General features: G+C 46.7%; 17 protein-coding genes and 1 tRNA gene. 9 read left to right on the forward strand and 9 right to left on the reverse strand.

The genetic code is table 11. The features are described from left to right. Positions 1-72 precede the first annotated feature (72 nt). From rpoD to ICV32_RS02095, 4 genes are all read left to right on the forward strand, one after another. Positions 73-2,499, forward strand: coding sequence for an RNA polymerase sigma factor RpoD (gene rpoD, locus ICV32_RS02080; protein WP_251371900.1), 2,427 nt, complete (start codon positions 73-75; stop codon positions 2,497-2,499). A gap of 11 nt (positions 2,500-2,510) precedes the next feature. After that, positions 2,511-2,587, forward strand: a tRNA-Ile gene (locus tag ICV32_RS02085). A gap of 86 nt (positions 2,588-2,673) precedes the next feature. Further along, on the forward strand, positions 2,674-2,841 hold the full coding sequence (locus tag ICV32_RS02090) for a hypothetical protein (RefSeq protein WP_215371523.1): 168 nt from the start codon (positions 2,674-2,676) through the stop codon (positions 2,839-2,841). 23 nt (positions 2,842-2,864) lie between these two features. After that, a complete protein-coding gene (locus ICV32_RS02095) occupies positions 2,865-3,785 on the forward strand; it encodes a DMT family transporter (protein WP_215371525.1) in 921 nt (306 codons plus the stop codon). Between the two features lie 4 nt (positions 3,786-3,789). On the opposite strand, the gene ICV32_RS02100 is transcribed toward ICV32_RS02095, so the two are convergent. Then, on the reverse strand, positions 3,790-4,860 hold the full coding sequence (locus ICV32_RS02100; protein WP_215371527.1) for an ABC transporter ATP-binding protein: 1,071 nt from the start codon (positions 4,858-4,860) through the stop codon (positions 3,790-3,792). 81 nt (positions 4,861-4,941) lie between these two features. Here ICV32_RS02100 and ICV32_RS02105 point away from each other — a divergent pair, with 81 nt between their 5' ends. Both ICV32_RS02105 and ICV32_RS02110 read left to right on the forward strand, forming a co-directional pair. Continuing rightward, positions 4,942-6,525: an iron ABC transporter permease gene (locus tag ICV32_RS02105; RefSeq protein ID WP_215371528.1), complete on the forward strand. Its 1,584-nt coding sequence runs from the start codon at positions 4,942-4,944 to the stop codon at positions 6,523-6,525. Positions 6,526-6,613: 88 nt separating this feature from the next. Next, positions 6,614-7,699, forward strand: a complete 1,086-nt coding sequence (locus ICV32_RS02110) for an extracellular solute-binding protein (protein ID WP_215371530.1) — start codon at positions 6,614-6,616, stop codon at positions 7,697-7,699. A gap of 4 nt (positions 7,700-7,703) precedes the next feature. Here ICV32_RS02110 and ICV32_RS02115 read toward each other — a convergent pair whose 3' ends face one another. Next, on the reverse strand, positions 7,704-8,471 hold the full coding sequence (locus ICV32_RS02115) for an SDR family oxidoreductase (RefSeq protein WP_215371532.1): 768 nt from the start codon (positions 8,469-8,471) through the stop codon (positions 7,704-7,706). 44 nt (positions 8,472-8,515) lie between these two features. Between ICV32_RS02115 and ICV32_RS02120 the strand changes: the two genes are divergently transcribed. Genes ICV32_RS02120 through ICV32_RS02130 form a run of 3 tightly spaced genes read left to right on the forward strand, consistent with a single transcriptional unit; the run spans position 8,516 to position 11,791 of the window. Further along, complete coding sequence (locus ICV32_RS02120) at positions 8,516-9,817, forward strand: TAXI family TRAP transporter solute-binding subunit (protein WP_215371533.1); 1,302 nt, start codon at positions 8,516-8,518, stop codon at positions 9,815-9,817. A 7-nt stretch (positions 9,818-9,824) separates the two neighbouring features. Next, on the forward strand, positions 9,825-10,559 hold the full coding sequence (locus tag ICV32_RS02125; RefSeq protein ID WP_215371535.1) for a 2OG-Fe dioxygenase family protein: 735 nt from the start codon (positions 9,825-9,827) through the stop codon (positions 10,557-10,559). Positions 10,560-10,570: 11 nt separating this feature from the next. Then, complete coding sequence (locus ICV32_RS02130) at positions 10,571-11,791, forward strand: nitrate/nitrite transporter (RefSeq protein ID WP_215371536.1); 1,221 nt, start codon at positions 10,571-10,573, stop codon at positions 11,789-11,791. Here the strand turns inward: ICV32_RS02130 and ICV32_RS02135 are convergent. The 7 genes from ICV32_RS02135 to ccmE form a co-directional block, all read right to left on the reverse strand. Continuing rightward, a complete protein-coding gene (locus ICV32_RS02135; RefSeq protein WP_215371538.1) occupies positions 11,788-13,431 on the reverse strand; it encodes a SulP family inorganic anion transporter in 1,644 nt (547 codons plus the stop codon). The genes ICV32_RS02130 and ICV32_RS02135 overlap by 4 nt on opposite strands. A 7-nt stretch (positions 13,432-13,438) precedes the next feature. After that, positions 13,439-13,855, reverse strand: coding sequence for a DUF2177 family protein (locus ICV32_RS02140; protein WP_215371540.1), 417 nt, complete (start codon positions 13,853-13,855; stop codon positions 13,439-13,441). Between the two features lie 235 nt (positions 13,856-14,090). Next, a complete protein-coding gene (ccmI, locus tag ICV32_RS02145; RefSeq protein ID WP_215371542.1) occupies positions 14,091-14,957 on the reverse strand; it encodes a c-type cytochrome biogenesis protein CcmI in 867 nt (288 codons plus the stop codon). Further along, complete coding sequence (locus tag ICV32_RS02150) at positions 14,957-15,442, reverse strand: cytochrome c-type biogenesis protein (RefSeq protein ID WP_215371544.1); 486 nt, start codon at positions 15,440-15,442, stop codon at positions 14,957-14,959. The genes ccmI and ICV32_RS02150 overlap by 1 nt, the downstream gene beginning before the upstream one ends. Continuing rightward, the gene (locus tag ICV32_RS02155; RefSeq protein WP_215371546.1) at positions 15,439-15,963 is read right to left on the reverse strand and encodes a DsbE family thiol:disulfide interchange protein; all 525 of its coding nucleotides are present in this window, start codon (positions 15,961-15,963) and stop codon (positions 15,439-15,441) included. The genes ICV32_RS02150 and ICV32_RS02155 overlap by 4 nt, the downstream gene beginning before the upstream one ends. A 1-nt stretch (position 15,964) precedes the next feature. After that, a complete protein-coding gene (locus ICV32_RS02160) occupies positions 15,965-17,902 on the reverse strand; it encodes a heme lyase CcmF/NrfE family subunit (protein ID WP_215371547.1) in 1,938 nt (645 codons plus the stop codon). Beyond that, a complete protein-coding gene (gene ccmE / locus ICV32_RS02165) occupies positions 17,899-18,372 on the reverse strand; it encodes a cytochrome c maturation protein CcmE (RefSeq protein ID WP_215371549.1) in 474 nt (157 codons plus the stop codon). Before ccmE ends, ICV32_RS02160 begins: the two co-directional genes overlap by 4 nt. Positions 18,373-18,383: the final 11 nt, after the last annotated feature.

An 18,383-nucleotide genomic window follows, 5' to 3' on the forward strand; every position in this document is an offset into this window, starting at 1 on the left:
CCAGATCGTCAGGACATATGGCCTAAGTAAGTAATCACTAACTTATTAGATTGATCGATTGCAAAGATACCCATGAAAAAACCAGTTACCAAAGCTGCTCCTAAAAAATTAGCAAAACCTATTGCGAAGGCAAAAGCTGCAATTAAAAAGGCAAAGCCTGTTGCGGCTGTTAAGAAGGCCGTAAAAGTTGCTGCAAAGAAGCCCACGAAGGTACTAGTAAAAAAAGTTAGCAAATCATCTAAAGCGCCTGCAAAAAAAGCGGTCTCCAAGGTTGTGAAGCCAATTGCAAAGAATGCAAAGGCTAATGCCAAATCGGTAAAACCAGCCCCCAAATTAACCGCCAAGGAATTGGCAAAAAAGGCAGCTGAAGAAAAGGCATTAAAGAAGGCACAAGAAAAAGCAGCCAAAGAACAAGCGAAGGCGGAGGCAAAAGCTGCCAAATTAAAAGCAAAAGAAGCAGCTGTTGAGCTCGATGAAAATGGGCAGCCGATCAAAAAAACGCGTGGTCGAAAACCCAAGGCCGAAGTAGTTACTGAGCCAGGCGTGGACAACCGAACTGATCGGCAGAAGGCGCGCGATCGCAAAGCAAAAGAAAAGGCGCTGCTAAAAGAGTTTGCTGCGCAACAATTGGGTAGTGAGGAGCAGCAAGAATTACGCCGCTCGCGCTTGAAGACCCTCATTAAGATGGGTAAATCCAAAGGGTATTTAACCCATGGCGAGATGAACGATGTGATGTCCGATGAGTTATCTGAGGTAGATGCCCTAGAAACTCTGATCGGTCTTCTCAATGACATTGGCATTACTGTTTACGAGCAAGCGCCAGACGCAGAAACCCTTTTGCTCAATGAGCATGGACCCACTGCAACTTCAGAAGAGGAGGCTGAGGAAGAGGCCGAAGCTGCCCTCTCAACGGTTGACTCCGAATTTGGACGAACCACCGACCCTGTGCGCATGTACATGCGTGAGATGGGTACCGTTGATTTGTTGACCCGTGAGGGCGAAATCGTCATTGCCAAAAAGATTGAAGCTGGCCTTAAGGACATGGTGATGGCTTTGTCTGCTTGCCCAGTAACAATCTCAGAGATCCTAGCTAATGTAGACAAGATCGTTTCAGGTGAAATGGAAATTGATCAGTTTGTTGATGGCTTAGTCGATCCAAATGCCGAAGATATCCCGATGGCTGCTGATGAGCCCGAGGATCTCGAGCTCATGGAAGAGGGCGAGGAGGGGGATGATGAGGAAGGTGGCGGCGGTGGTGCAAGTACTGCAAGTGCCAAACAACTCGAGGAGTTAAAGCAACGTTCTCTTGAAAAGTTTGCGGTGATTCGGGCTCAGTTTGACAAGATGCGTCGTGCCCACGATCGCGATGGGTATAACTCACCCGGTTATTTAAAAGCCCAAGATGCGATTCGCAATGAGTTACTTGGTTTTCGTTTAACGGCGAAGAGTGTTGAAAAACTCTGCGATACCATGCGTGCGCAAGTGGATGAAGTATGGAAGCTTGAGCGCGGCATTGTGAGCATTCTGGTTGATAAGATCGGAATCCCACGCGCTGAAGTTCTGCAAGCATTTCCAAAAATGGCTATGAACTTGCGTTGGACTGCAAATCTTCTTAAGGATCCAAAACCCTATAGCGCCCTCTTGGAGCGGAATGTGCCTGCAATTCAAGAGCTGCAACAGAAATTGATCGATATTCAAACCAAGGTGGTCTTACCACTCAATGAGCTCAAAGAAGTCAACAAGCAAATGATTGCGGGTGAGAAGCGGGCGCGTGAAGCAAAGCGCGAGATGACCGTTGCAAACTTGCGCTTGGTGATCTCAATTGCTAAGAAGTACACCAACCGCGGCTTACAGTTCTTGGATTTGATTCAAGAGGGCAATATCGGCCTCATGAAAGCAGTGGATAAGTTTGAGTATCGTCGCGGTTATAAGTTCTCAACCTATGCAACATGGTGGATTCGTCAAGCGATCACGCGCTCGATTGCGGATCAAGCTAGAACGATCCGTATCCCGGTGCATATGATCGAAACCATCAATAAGATGAATCGTATTAGCCGTCAAATTTTGCAAGAAACAGGACATGAGCCTGACGCAGCAACCTTGGCTCAGAAGATGGAGATACCAGAAGATAAGATTCGTAAGATCATGAAGATTGCGAAAGAGCCAATCTCGATGGAAACCCCAATTGGCGATGATGAAGATTCGCATTTGGGTGACTTCATTGAAGACTCCAATACCCTAGCTCCAGCCGAGGCTGCATTGCATGACTCGATGCGCGATGTAGTGAAGGATGTTCTTGACTCTTTAACACCACGCGAGGCAAAGGTATTGCGGATGCGTTTTGGTGTTGAGATGAGCACCGATCACACCCTCGAGGAAGTTGGTAAACAGTTTGATGTGACCCGTGAGCGGATCCGTCAAATTGAGGCTAAGGCATTACGGAAAATGCGTCACCCCAGCCGCAGTGATAAGCTGAAGACTTTCCTCGAAGAAGATTAATCAAGTCTTAGGGGCCCATAGCTCAGTTGGTTAGAGCAGAGGACTCATAATCCTTTGGTCCCAGGTTCAAGTCCTGGTGGGCCCACCAGAAAACAAAAACCCTCATCGACCACGATGGGGGTTTATTTATAGATTAGTAGTGACCTATAAAGATAGTCTTACAATTTCAGCACTATGAATCCATCCGAGCAAAGTAATTCAAATTCAGCTAATCAAGATACTCAAGATGATCAAATCTCGGCTTCGGATAGTTTTGAGGTTAAACCTGAGCCTAAACCTACCATGAGTAAGAGAGAGATCATGGAGGAGTTATCTCGACAACGATTTCCATGGGAAGAATAGGTGCTTATTCTTAGGAAAAACTAGTGCAGTCTGGTTTTTATCTCTCGATTATTCTCGCAAGTTTAGGCGCATTACTATTTGCTGCTAAAGCGATTGTGGTGAAATTTTCCTATCAGTATGGTGCTACTGCAGATATCGTTCTGACCCTGCGGATGGTATTTTCACTCCCAATCTTTTGGCTAGCGGTATGGTGGAACCAGCAGATCACATCACCACAACCACTCATCAGAAAGGATGTGATCAAAGTCTGTGCGATTGGCTTATTGGGCTATTTTGTATCGAGCTACTTAGATTTCCTCGGACTGCATTACATTTCTGTTGGGCTAGAGCGCGTGATTTTGTATTTAATTCCAGCCATCGTATTAGTACTGTCAAAGTTCTTATTGAAAAAAACAATTGATCGGCGGCAATATTGGGCGATGGCCGTCGCCTATCTTGGGATCACCCTAGTTTTTTTGCATGATATACAGTTCAATGGACAGAGTGCTGTATTTTTGGGTGGCATATTGGTCTTTTTGTCAGCCGTGGCGTACTCGATCTATTTGATCTATGCCGGTGAGCTCGTAGGGCGGGTAGGGAGTATCCGAATGGTGGCACTTGCGAGCGCCTCAGCTACGGCTGCAACCTGCATTCAGTCACTTGTCTTGGGCGTCAGTCAGCTTTTTGTGCAGCAGCCCGAGGTCTATTACTTTGCGCTTATCAACGCCTTGTTTTGTACCTTTATCCCTATGCTTTTTATCATGATGGCCGTTAACCGCATTGGTTCAAGCTTGACTGCTCAGGCGGGTACGATTGGTCCAGTAGGCACCGCATTCTTGGGGTGGTATTTCCTCAGCGAGCCAGTGAGTGCTTTACAGCTTGCGGGAATTGCTATTGTATTAATTGGAATTGCAATTTTGTTATCGATTGGCAAGTCCAATCCAAACCCAGCAGCAGCCGAATAATGACTTAATTTTTGAATGTGACCACGTGGTCAGCGCCCAAGCGAATACCAATTTTTTCGCCAATCGCATGGTTGTGGTGGCTAGGGACAAAGGCAAATACCTCTTGGCCCGAATTGAGTTTAAGGGTGTATAAAAAATCGGCACCACGAAACGCCTTACGCACAACCTCTGCTTGCATCGGACTTTCATCGTCGTGCTGAATATCATCGGCACGTAAGAGCACATCAATTTGTTTTCCAGGACTTAATGCTTCACCTGGATCCAATTGCAGTTGTCCAAGTTCAATCTCAACGGCACCTCCATCTTGGGTTTTGCCTTTAATAAAGACACCCCGACCTATAAACTCGGCCACATAGCGTGTATTCGGTTTGTGATAAAGATCGTAGGGAGTATCCCATTGAATGATCTTGCCCTCATTCATCACTCCGATATGATCCGCAATTGCAAAGGCTTCAAATTGATCATGCGTGACGAGCAGGGCAGTTACCCCGTTGGCTTTGAGGATATCGCGCATCTCACTAGCCAGGCGCTCACGTAAATCGATATCTAAATTTGAGAATGGCTCATCGAGCAAGATCAGATCGGGTTCGGGTGCCATGGCTCGTGCCAGTGCCACACGTTGTTGTTGTCCGCCAGAGAGTTCGTGGGGATAAGCACTTGCTCTGTCGTCAAGTGCTACCCGCTCCAACCAATGCATACCAATTTTCTGGCGTTCTGCATTAGTGCCTGTCCGTAGCCCAAACATGACGTTCTCAAGAACGCTAAGGTGTGGAAATAAAGCAAAGTCCTGAAAGACCATGCCAACTTTGCGCTCTGCTGGGGAAATTCGTTGGCTGGGTGAGCTCACCGTTTTGCCATGGATTTTGATCTCACCGGTTTGCACAGGCTCAAAGCCGCAAATGGCACGCAATACGGTGGATTTACCGCAACCCGATGGGCCCAAGAGGCAGGCAATATCCCCTTTAGGAAGTTGGAAACTGAGGCTATTGACAATCCGAATGACGCCCGAGCCTTCCTGTTTAGGAAACTCGATCGCAATGTTTTCGAGGGAAATCAGGGCTGGATTGGAATTCATCCCTATAATTTTCGCATTGAATCATAAAAAATCATATAAACACCACAACCCATCTACTTATTCGATCCATTACCGCACTGAATGCGCATAAGCTCTATTTTCTTAGCTCTGACTCTTAGCCTACCTATTCTGGGGTTGATCTTAGCTGCCCTATTGGGTCAACCCAGCCCAATCGGATCGGACGGGATGGTCTCTGGGAGTACGCTAACCCACCTTTGGAATTATGTGTTGACGGATTACATCGTTACAACGCTCCTGCTTTGCTTCGGCGTTGGTATTGGTGTTTTCATTCTAGGGGTGGGTAATGCATGGCTGATAGCGAACTATCAATTTCCAGGAAAGGCAATCTTTGAATGGGCCTTAATCTTGCCACTCGCAGTTCCTGCTTATGTGATGGCGTATTTGTTTGTGGATTTCTTGCAGCATGCTGGCCCCGTGCAAACCATGTTACGTGACAATTTAGGTCTTACAGTGTCATTACCGGATCCGCGCTCCTTAGGTGGTGCGATGTGGACCTTCACTATGTGTTTGTATCCCTATGTGTATTTGGTCGCGCGCACCTCTTTTTTAGATCGCAGTGCACGATTTATGGAGGTTGCTGAAACCTTAGGTTATACCAGTGTGGAAGCATTTATCAAGCTGGTACTGCCCATGGCAAGGCCTGCGATCTTTACCGGTATTGCTTTGACGCTTATGGAGGTATTGGCTGATTTTGGGGCAGTATCCTACTTTGGCTTACAAACCTTTGCGACCGGTATTTTTAAGGCCTGGTTATCGTTTGGGGATCGAAGTGCTGCAGTGCATTTATCCCTAATGCTCCTGAGTTTTGTCTTAATAGTGTTTTATTGGGAGCGTCACAATCGAGCCAGGCAACGCTATGCCCTTACCAATACAAATACTCGACCTGCCATCCCGAAACGCTTAGTGGGTTCCCATGCGCTCTATGCCTTTTTATTCTGCGCCCTGACGCTCATATTTGCATTCATTTTGCCAATGGCAGTTTTATTTGATCTTGTTAGCGAGCAGGGTCTTGAAATGGATTCGCGCTACTGGGCATGGTTAAAGAATTCATTAAGCTTATCGGCATTTACTGCCATCTTAGCTGTACTTTGCGCACTCTTTTTGGCGTATGCCGCACGCCTTACCCAAAGTAAAACGCTGCAAGGGGTCAATCGCTTACTCACGGTTGGTTATGCCTTACCCGGCGCAGTTTTGGGCGTTGGCATTTTGTCTCTTTTGGGTTTGTTGGATATCGCATGGTTAATGTCGATAAGTGTTGGGGTATTGGTCTACGCTTATCTAATTCGTTTTCTATCTGCCGGCTTACAAAGTATTGAGACCGGATTGACTCGTATTACCCCTGCGATGGATGGCACCGCTGCGCTCTTGGGCGCCAAGCCGCTGGAGATGATTTGGCGGATTCATTTGCCATTATTAAAGCGTAGCGTTTTAACTGCCTTGTTATTTGTGTTTGTCGATGTAATGAAAGAGCTGCCTGCCACATTACTGTTGCGACCTTTTAACCTGGATACCTTGGCAGTTGCCACCTATCAATTGGCAGCCGACGAACGCTTAACCGAGCTCGCATTACCTGCCTTAAGCATTGTTTTAGTTGGACTTTTACCGGTTATCTTGCTATCGCGGGCGATTGCCCAGAAACGGTAAAAAACCACAGAAGTACCAATATGATTGATAATCATTCTCATTTGTATTACACTAAAGTTTTTGTATTCGTTAATAGGAATGGTTTGATATGCATGAAATTGGCTGGGCGCATTCGTCGGTATTGAAAAAAATTTCCCTGATACCGAGTTTAGTTTTTGGGCTTGTTATAACCTTGGGTTCATCGCCAAATCATGCGGCTGAGCCAAATACGGTACTTAATCTGTATTCTGCGCGACATTATCAAACTGATGAAGCCCTTTATGCCAACTTCACAAAAAGTACTGGTATCAAGATTAACCGGATTGAAGCTGATGACAACGCCTTGCTCGAACGCTTAAATAGCGAAGGTGTTAAAAGTCCAGCCGATGTGATTTTATTAGTTGATGCCGCACGGTTGTGGCGCGCTCAGGTCAATGGTATGTTTAGGCCAATTCAGTCCAAGGTGTTGGATCAGCGTATACCAGCCAACCTTCGCGCCAAGGCCGATGCGGATGGCACCACCTGGTATGGATTCTCAACTCGGGCGCGCATTATGGTGTACAACAAAGATCGCATTAAACCCGATGATGTGAACACCTATGAGAAGTTGGCTGACCCAATCAATAAAGGTAAGGTATGCACTCGTTCCGGTTCGCACCCCTACATGTTGTCATTGGTTGGTGCTCTGATTGAGCGTGATGGCACTGCGGCAACTGAGAAGTGGGCTAAAGGAATGGTCGCCAATATGGCGCGTGCGCCCAAAGGCGGTGATACCGATCAAATCCGTGCTGTCGCATCGGGTGAGTGCGCGGTTGCATTAACCAACTCTTACTACTTGGCACGTTTAATGCGCTCGACCAAGCCCGAGGATATTGCCGCGCTTGCCAAACTAGGCCATATTTGGCCCAATCAAAATGCCGGTGGTGTGCATATCAATATTTCTGGGGGTGGCGTAGCTAAAAATGCACCCAATCCACAGGCTGCTGTGAAGTTTTTGGAGTATTTAGCAAGCGACGCTGCGCAGATCTATTTAGCCGATGGTAATAATGAATGGCCGGTCGTTGCGGGAGTGAAGCTTGATAATCCTGCTTTGAAAGCGCTCGGACCCTATCAAGTCGAAAAGGTATCAATCGCTGCGATCGGGCGCAATCAAGTAGCAGCTCAGCGGATCTTGGATCAGGCGGGTTACCGCTAGAGTGCTATCCCCGGCCAACAAATGGCATCTTGCTGGCCATGATGGTCATGAACAAGATATTACTTTCAGGCGGCAGTTTGGCCATTTGTAAAACTGCTTGCCCAACATGATCCACATCCATCCGCGGCTCGACTTTGATCGAACCATCGGCTTGCATAATGCCGTTAGCCATGCGTTCGGTCATCTCGGTAGCGGCATTCCCAATATCAATTTGACCGCAATTAATGTTAAATGGCCTACCGTCAAGTGCAATGGATTTGGTGAGTCCTGTGATGGCATGTTTGGTGGACGTATATGGTGCGGTATTGGGTCTTGGGGCATGCGCAGAAATTGAGCCATTATTAATAATGCGACCACCTTGGGGCGATTGGGACTTCATCATGCGCATGGCTTCTTGGGAGCATAAAAATGCACCGCAGAGATTACTGTTCACGACATTCATCCACTGCTCGTAGGAAAGCTCGTCCATAGGAATTGCTGGCGCACCCGTTCCTGCATTATTAAATAGCACATCAATGCGGCCAAATTGATCTTTAAGCTGACGAAATAAGGTCTTCACCTCTTCGGGTTTGCCCACATCGCAAGCTACTGCTAAGCAGTTCGTTGTATTTCCACCAATTTCCTTGATTGCTTTTTGTAAACGTTCGAGATTGCGTCCGGTAAGCACTACCGAAAATCCGTCACTTAGAAGGGCTTTGGCTGCAGCTTTACCAATACCAGTTCCAGCACCGGTAACAAGGGCAACACGCAGGGGGTTTGAGTTCGTTGGCATGGATTTAATCAGGGCATAATGGTTAAAAATAGAATGATAAAGCCATGACCATTTTGTATCGGATCGCCTCCCGACCTGCCTATTTGGTTACGGCGTTTATCGTACTGATTGCAAGTATTTTTTTGACGATCTGGTTGCTATTGCCAGGACCCCCCAAGACGCTAACAATTGCGACTGGATTTCCGGACGGGCTTTATCACCAGTTTGCAAAACAGCTACAAGTAGAGCTCGCCAAAGAAAAGATTGTCCTAAGAATTCAGAATACGGGTGGTAGTGTTGATAACCTGGCACTGATGGCCGATTCCAAATCCGGAGTCGATTTAGCCATCATACAAAGTGGTGTGGGTAATCCAAATCAGTATCCAAAACTCACGGCATTAGCTGGTCTTTTCTATGAACCCCTTTGGGTTTGGTATCGGCCCGACGCCTTTATCAAAGACGGGGGGTCTTTACGGCAATTAAGTCAACTCAAAGGAAAAAAAGTATCGATCGGCAACGAGGGAAGTGGTACGAACATGCTCTCCCAAGCTATTCTTAAACTCAATGACATTGAGTCAACACAACTCAATCTAGTTAGCCTTAGTCCCGATGAGGCAATTAAGCAATTGCGCCAGGGTGGAATTGATGTTGCCATGATTGTTTTGGCAGGTGAAGCACCTTTATTGAAAGATTTTTATCAATTACCCGGTATTCGCTTGATGGATTTTGACCAAGCAGAGACCTACACCCGAGTTTTGCCTTACCTCAATCGAGTTGATATCCCTCGAGGCCTTGTAAGTATTGCCCATGATTTACCTAAGCAAGATATTCATGTGATTGCGCCTACCGCCACTTTGGTTGCGCACTCTGATATCAATCCTGCTACGGTGAGTCTACTGTTGGGAACCACATACGATATATTACGTAATTACTCACGCTTACAAAAGCCTGGTGAGTTTCCATCGAGCAAGGGCTTAGATTTTCCAATTGATTTAGATGCCGAGATATTCTTAAAGGATGGCCCCTCGTTTTTCTATCGGCATTTACCGTTTTGGGGTGCGGTGTGGTTAGAGCGTGTAATCAAGATCTTAATTCCCTTGCTGATTATTTTGTTGCCCATCTTTACCTATTTACCCGTGATTCTGAACCTAAGCTTAAAGATAAGACTGGGTCGCCTTTATAAGACCTTAAAGACTATCGAAAAGCGATTTGCGGCTTCAAAAAATACGGATGAGTTATTGTCTGGGCTCAATGATCTCGAAAATCGTATAGAGCGTTTGAATGTGTCTGCGATCCAGTCAAAAGAACTTTATGATCTACGAATGCATATTGCCTTGGTGCGTGATCAGTTAAAACAGGCAAAATAAGGCTTGCATGTTAGCGCCACCATTTACCCCCTTCGAACAGCTGCAGCATTCCCTCCAAGACCGGGGTTATGCGGTTCTATCCCCCGATAGCCTGAGCCAATTGGTGAAGGTTCATCTTGGGGATTTGCAAAACCTCAAGAGCTATTGGAACAATCTACCTCGCGACCCGTATTTGAAAGATGGCGGACGGTATCGCTTTCGTCGCCATGGGAGCTATGTCATTAATCCAGGGCAGGTCGAGTTAGCTCCCCATCGTGCGCATTGGCAATCGCTTGATTACAACGCTTTGCATGGTGGAATTGAGCGCTGGTTCGAGCCCCTGGAGCCCGCCCTACAAGCGAATCAGAATTGGCAGAAACTGATGTTGGGGATATCGTATTTATTTCCAGATTCACCAAGATGGTACGTCGAGGCCCATCCATTTCGGATTGATACTAGCGATGGGATTGGACGCCCCACACCCGAGGGAGCGCATCGCGATGGCGTTGATTATGTCGTAGTGATCTTGGTTGACCGAGTCGGCGTTAAGGGTGGAGAAACCCGGATTTTTGAAGCACAAGGCTCAATTGGCTTGCGGTTTACCTTACAGGATTCTTGGACGGCTTTGGTTCTAAATGATGCAAAGATGATTCATGAGACCACGCCAATTCAGCCAATCGGATCCTATGGCTATCGCGATACCCTGGTGGTCACCTTTCGGCGTAATGGTTTTCAAGAGCCACCACACCGGCAAGATCAATAAATTAGTTTGTCATGAGCATTTTGAAGGGGAATACACCATGGATGTTGTTAGCCCAAGTTGGGGCTTTATTGGGCTTTGCGGCTTATGCCGTGACCCTGACAACTTTGCAACGCGAGTGGGGCCTATCTAATTTTGAATCCGGTCTAATCGCCAGTGCATTTTTTGTGGGATATATCGCCGTAGTACCATTTGCCACGGCTCTAACCGATCAGATGGATGCAAGGCGCATTTACATGATTGGAAGTTTTTTCGCAATCACAGGTCAATTGGGGATGGGCTTTGTAGCAAGTGGCTTTATTAGCGCTTGCGCTTGCATGATGGTAAGCGGTGCAGGGTTGGCGGCCACCTACATGCCGGGGCTCAAAATCCTATCCGATAGACTCATCCAGGGCGAAATCACCCGGCACATTTCGTTTTACACAGCATTCTTTGGAGTGGGTACAGGACTCTCTTACGTCATCTCGGGTTGGGTATTGAGTATGGGTGACTGGCACAGTGTGTACCGCTGGGTTGCCTTAGGCCCAACCACTTCCTTACTCATCGTACTTGCATTCATTCGGCCGACACGCCATTCTCACTGGCAAGAAAAAATTACCATCGATTGGCGCAATATTTTTCCGATTCGTAAGTGGCAACAGGTTTTGCAAAATCGTAATGCCTCGGGATACATTCTTGGATACACCGTTCATTCGCTTGAACTCTTTGCCTCTCGTAGTTGGTTGGTAGCTTTTTTTATTCTTAGCACTCAGCTCTCAGGCGAGCAATTTATTTTGGCAGCAACCACACTTGCTGGAGTGATCAATTTCTTTGGGGTACCTGCTTCAATTTTAGGCAACGAGCTTGCCTTAAAAGTGGGCCGTCAGAAATGGGTTTGTATTGTGATGATCACGAGCGCTATTTTTGGAGTTACTCTCGCATACTCAATGGGGCATGCGAGCTGGCTTATTTTGACGCTTGCGATTGGCCATGCCATTTTCATCATGGCGGATTCGGCTACGCTGACCGCAGGGCTGGTGACGAGCGCCGATGAGAAGCTCAAAGGGGCTGCAATGGGCTTGCATTCGCTCATGGGTTTTGGCGGGGGATTATTAGGCCCAGCAATCTTTGGCTTTGTCCTTGATCTTACTGGATCACAATTGGATCGAGTCTCTTGGATCTGGGCCTATGCCTCAATCGTAGTTTGGGGACTGCTATTTGTAATCTATGAGCGTCGCAAGGGCTGGGTTCATTAAGGCTTTAAAAAAGCATTCCTGACTTTTTGTAGTCCAGTGGCTAGATCATGGCAGAAAAATTCCGCACTCATCTTGTCATAGAGGCCTGAGCGCAGGGCAATATCATGGGTCTGATGATTTAAGCCGCAGATATAGACTGTCACACCCCGAGTTTGGCAATGGTGCATAAACTCCATCAAGCTATCCATCCCAGTGGCATCGATATAAATCACATTCTTAAAATCCAATACCACTGCACATTGGGGAAGCCGTTGCTCGATTTTTTCAAGTAATTGAACAGCCCCAAAAAAGAGGGCACCATAAATGCGGTACGCTGCCACTTTATCTTCTTGGCCCTCAAGAAATGGAAAGTCTGCGACGGGGGCTGTTTCAATGCGCGAGAGACTGGAAATGCGATACACAAAGGTTACAAACGCCAAGATTAATCCAACTTGCACAGCAACAGTCAAATCCACCGTAACAGTCAGTAAAAATACACTGATCATAGTAATTCGATAGGGCAGACGAAATTGCTTGAAATCGATAAATTGTTTCCAATCACCCATATTCCAAGCAATAAAAATGAGGATGGCAGCCAAGCATGCCAAGGGAATATCTTTTGCTAGAGGTGCAGCAATCACGATAATGAGTAGTAGGGTAATCGAATGAACAATCGCAGAGATTGGTGTTCTGGCTCCAGATTCAATGTTGGTAACAGTGCGGGCAATGGTGCCAGTGACCGGCATACCACCAAATAATGGCATCACGAAGTTAGCAACTCCCTGGCCCATGAGTTCTTGATTGGGGCGATGACGCTCATGCGTTAAGCCATCGGCAATCCGAGCGCACAGAAGAGATTCAATGGCACCCAATAGTGCCAGGGTCATCGCTGGTGCAATCACCAATTGGGCACTCTCCCAAGTGATGCCTTGCCATTGGGGGCTTGGAAGACCAGCAGGAATACCACCAAACCGAGTACCAATTGTTTCTACTGGTAATGAAAAGATACTCGTTACCAGAGTCGCTAATACTAGAACCCATATGGTCCCTGGAATCATCCCTAGCTTACCGATGCGCTTATGAAACAGTCGCCAAAGAATCAGAAAAATCAAGCTTGATATTGATAGGACTAGCGTCGCTGGACTCCAGCTACTAGCACGATCAATTAGTGTTTGGACCATGCTAAAAAATTGCGATGGTAGTTGCGGGATTTGCAGTCCAAAGAAATCCTTAATTTGCGACAGAATAATCAGGACGGCAATACCATTGGTAAAGCCAACAATTACCGCTATTGGAATAAAGCGAACTAAGGTTCCTAAACGAAATAGCCCCATCAGAAATAAAAAAACTCCAGAGAGGGTGGTTGCTAGTAGAAGGTTGGCAACACCATACCGATCGACAATGGCATAAACAATCACAATAAATGCACCAGCTGGCCCAGCAATTTGTACCTTAGTTCCTCCTAGAAGGGCAACAATTAATCCTCCGATAATGGCGGCAAAGATGCCGGCCTCGGGTTTTAAACCACTGGCAATCGCAAATGCCATTGCCAATGGCAGGGCAATGACTCCAACGGTAATACCCGCTAGTACATCGCTAGAGAACTGTTGACGTGAATACCCTGTAAATGAATCAAGGATGGCTGGTCGAAAAAAAGCCATTATGACTTTAGGTTTTAAACCAATCCCCTAACCGCTGGGTAATTCCATAGGCTAGTACCGAACATATCGCCGTTAGAAAGGTGCCCCAAGCGATATCGATGAGTGCGAGCTTACTTGGAAAATCCCGAATTACCGCTAGATTAGTGAGGTTGTACGTCATATAACAAAAGAGTCCAAAAAGCGCACCATAAATGAGTGCATCAAGCCACACTTGCTTTTGCAGAGCTGGATAGATGACAAAGATAAACGCCCCAAGACCGTATAAAAGATAAAAGCCTAAAGCCGCAATCAGATTTGGATTAGGAGACATTAAGGAGCCCATTTCGTTGCGGTATAGACTCTTGGCAATACCTAATAACCAAATTAAATCAATTACTAAGAGGCAGAGCAGAAAAGCAAAGTAGGGGATTAAATACTTAAGCATTTTGGTCAGAACCAGTCGTGTAGACCGTTAATCAGACTTGACATAGTAATAACAGTATAAATCGTTCAACCATCCAATCGGGGGCTGCAATGTTCAAGAATTTAGTCGAACCCGTTGATGGCGACGATGTCAGTCTAAGTAAGGGTAAATGGCGCAAAAGTTACTTTGGTTTATGTATCCGATCTATGACGACCGTGCATAACAAACCAGCTCGGTTCTAGTTTTCGGCTAAAGCTTACTTTTTTCGTTGATTTGACTCAGCGCGGGCCGCGGCGATATTTTCATCCATACCGCGTGCAAACTCACTATCAGCAGGAACTAAGCCTTTCGCCTTGGACCAATATTCTTCCGCTTTTTTATAATCACCCGTTTCAAAGGAGGCAGTGCCCGCAAGGGCAAGCCCTTTAAGATTATTGGGATCGATCTGTAGAGCTTTTTGCACAAGGCGTATTGGCTCTCCCTTAATACTTTTATTCTCAAACGCCAAGAGATCAGCGTAGTCAACTAAGAGAGGGGCATTGTTAGGGTTGAGTGCCAAAGCTTTTTTATAAGCAGCTAGTGCCTCGGGCATACGTTGTAAGGCAGCATAAGAGCGCCCTAGCATTTGCCAGCCCTCGGCATTATTGGGGTCCTTTTCAAGTCGCTGGGCTAAGCGCTCGACCATTCCCTCAATATCCTGTTGCGTCAGCTGCGGTTGACCTTGATTAGCCTCAGGTAAGTACAACGCTAATGGAGACCCCACAAAAAGGTATAAAACAATCGCCCCAATCGGTAAGGTGCTAGCAATAAAAATGGTCGACCATCTTTTATTGCGTTGATGTTGCTCACCATTTAGAACGAGTTGATCTGCGGCGATCGCCCGCTCTTCTTGAAGTAAGCGTTTTTCAATATCAAGCCTTGACTCTTGCAGCTGTTCTTGAGAAATCCGGCCTTCTTGGCAGTCGAGTTCAAACTGACGCAACTGATTGCGAAGAATAGCGATATTTTCATCCTGTTCTAGACTAATTTTTTCTGGATTTATCTTATTTTTTCGAAACGGAATAACGATAAGCAGTACCGCAACCACGGTCATCAATACTGCAATCAGGATGAAAAGAGTCATTACTGGTTTCCTAGTTTGCGATCCAGCAATTGTCTGGCGCGCTCAATTTCTTGGGCCGAAAATGTTTCTTTGGACAGTTCTTGTTTACGTTGCTTAATTTGACGAACCAATACGATGAGACCGAGTAGCATCAGCAAGAATGGACCAACCCAAAGCATCAAGGTGGCAGCATTAAAGGGTGGGTTATACAACACAAAGTCCCCATAACGCTCAGTCATATAGTTCAGAATCTCCTGCTTTGAGCGTCCTTCACTCAATTGCTGTCGAACCTGATTTTTGAGATCCACAGCGAGATCGGCATTGGAGTCCGCAATGGTCTGGTTTTGACAAACTAAACAGCGTAATTCATTGGAAACTTCCAAAACTCTCTTCTCAAGCGCTGGATTGTCAGAGACTAAGGGGGCTGTATTGTTTTGTGCAAACGCCACACCAGGAGTTACAAAACCAATCGTGAGTCCGGCTAAGAGAATAAAGAGATGCTTCATGACTGTAGGCTAGCAATCAATGGAATAATTTTTTTCTCAATCGCCTCTTTGGTCAGTGGCCCGATGTGTTTTAGACGAATCACGCCAGCGCGATCAATCACAAAGGTCTCGGGAACACCATAGACCCCATAATCAATTCCGACCTGTCCCTTCATATCCGATACCGAGAGGCGGTAAGGGTCGCCAAATTGCTTGAGCCAATTTTGGGCAGCATCGGGTTTATCTTTGTAATCAAGCCCAATGAGTGGTGTACTGTGGGTTTTTGCAAAATCAACCAGCAAAGGATGCTCCTCTCGACAGGCTACACACCAAGAAGCCCAGACATTCAGAACCCAGACTTGCCCCTTCATTTGATCGGGAGAAAAACTCGACTCCTCTTTCCCAAGTATGGGTAAGTTAAACATCGGCGCAGGTTTACCAATAAATGGCGAGGGTACCTCACGCGGTTTAAGTTGCAAACCGATTCCCAAAAAAATGAATAATCCCAAAAAGATCACGAAGGGAATGAGATAACGCCGCATCTTACGCTTCTTTCTTGCGATAGCGACGATCAGTAATCGCCAAGAAGCCGCCAAGCGCCATTAAGAAACACCCGCCCCAGATCCAATCGATAAAGGGTTTGTGATAAATGCGAACACTCCATTCGCGGTCATTAATTGGCTCGCCTAACGATACATACAAATCGCGTGTTAGACCAGAATCGATCGCAGCCTCAGTCATGGGCATTTGACTTGCGGTATAGATGCGTTTTTCAGGAAATAGACTTGTGACTGGTTTGCCATTTTTTGTTACATCAAACTGCCCCTGCATTGCTGCATAGTTAGGACCGTTGATGGTTTTCAAGCTAACCATTTTGAAGTCGTAGCCACCAGACTGGGATACGCTACCAATCTGCATGCGCACATCTTGTTCAGTTTCAAATCCACGTACTGCAGTGACGCCGATGATAAATACAGCGACTCCAAAATGCGCTACGAGCATACCGTAGTAACCAGCCGGTTGAATACGGAGGTTTTGCCACCATGTCCTGCTGGGATTAATTCGAGCGCGATCGATTAATTGAGTTACTCCGGAGCTAATAATCCAAGCGGCGATTAAGAGCCCAAAGCCGATCATTGGGGTCCAAGATCGCAACACAAGCGGAGCAACAATCGCAGAAATCGCACTTGCGGCAAAGGCCCACTTCAGTTTGGTGGCGAGTTCAATGGGGGGTGATTGGCGCCAGCGCGCAATTGGTCCGACTCCCATTAAAAATAAAGCAGGCGTCATGAGTGGCACAAATACTGCCTCAAAGTAAGGTTCGCCCACCGAGATCTTGCCAAGATTTAAGGCGTCTAGGATAAGTGGATAGAGGGTGCCCAACAATACTGCAGCTGCTGCAACCAGTAATAGAACATTGTTGACCAGCAGCATACCTTCGCGCGAGACGGTTTCAAAGTTCCCTCCGATATTGGCTTTTGGGGCTCTCCATGCAAATAGTAATAATGAGCCACCCACCACGAGTCCCAAAAATCCCAAAATAAATACACCCCGTTCAGGATCGGTGGCAAAAGCGTGAACCGAGGTGATCACGCCAGAGCGAACCAAGAAGGTTCCCAATAGAGAAAGTGAAAAGGCCAAAATCGCTAAAAGGGCAGTCCACATTTTGAAGCCACCACGTTTTTCAGTGACGGCAAGCGAGTGCATCAATGCAGTGCCGACCAGCCAGGGCATAAATGAGGCATTCTCAACAGGGTCCCAGAACCACCAGCCACCCCAACCGAGTTCGTAGTAGGCCCAAGCACTTCCAAGGGCAATACCAATGGTTAAAAAACACCAAGCCGTAGTAACCCATGGACGCGACCAACGCGCCCAAGCAGCATCGAGTCGTCCTGATAAAAGAGCGGCAATTGCAAATGCGAAAGCGACTGCTGAGCCGACATAGCCCATGTAAAGAAAAGGTGGATGAATAATCATCCCAGGGTCTTGTAAGAGCGGATTGAGGTCACGTCCCTCAGGCGCTGGCGGAAAGAGTCGATCAAAGGGGTTAGAGGTCAAAATTGTAAATAGCAAAACACCCACACTCAAAATACCCAAGACCGCCAGAATGCGCGCGATCATTTTGTCTGGAAGATGCTTAGAGAAAACAGCGACAGCTAAGGTCCATGCCGCCAGCATGAGAGCCCATAACAAAATCGAGCCTTCGTGACCGCCCCAGACAGCGCAGATGCGATAAATCAGGGGTAAATTGGAATTAGAGTTTTGTGCCACATACAGCACGCTGAAATCATTTTGAATGAAGTTGATTGTTAGGCAAATAAAAGCGATGATGACCCAAATAAAAAGAGCCCAAGAGGCAGGTCGGGCAATGCCAATTAGATGTGGACGATTGGTTTGTGCCCCCACCATTGGGAAGACGGATAGGATGAGCGCTGTAACCAGCGCTAAGATCATTGCGTATTGGCCAATTTCAGCAATCATTTTTTACCCCCATACTCTTTCAGAGTAGGTGCGGCTTGGGGATCTTTTGATTTAGCTTTTTCAAGAGCCTCGGCGGCTTCAGGTGGCATGTAATTCTCGTCATGCTTGGCAAGGACTTGTTTGGCCTGAAAGACTCCTTTTTGATCAAGCTGTCCTTGGGCAACCACCCCTTTACCTTCTTTAAATAAATCAGGCAAAAGACCTTCGTACTGGACTGGGACATCGTGTGCGGTATCAGTAACAATGAAGTTCATCTTCAAACCACCAGGGTCTCGAACGATGCTGCCTTCTTTAACCAAACCACCAATTCGAAATAATTTGTTTTTCGGTGCTTCATTGGCATAGACCTGGGATGGACTGAAAAAGAACACTAAATTACTTTGGAAGGTCTGCAATACTAAATAGGCTGCAACACCTAATGAGGCTAGACCACCAGCGATCGCAAGACCGCGCTTTGTACGGGGTTTCATAACCCCCTATT

Origin of the sequence: Polynucleobacter sp. MWH-UH24A (genome assembly GCF_018687475.1) — a bacterium.
Lineage (GTDB): Bacteria > Pseudomonadota > Gammaproteobacteria > Burkholderiales > Burkholderiaceae > Polynucleobacter.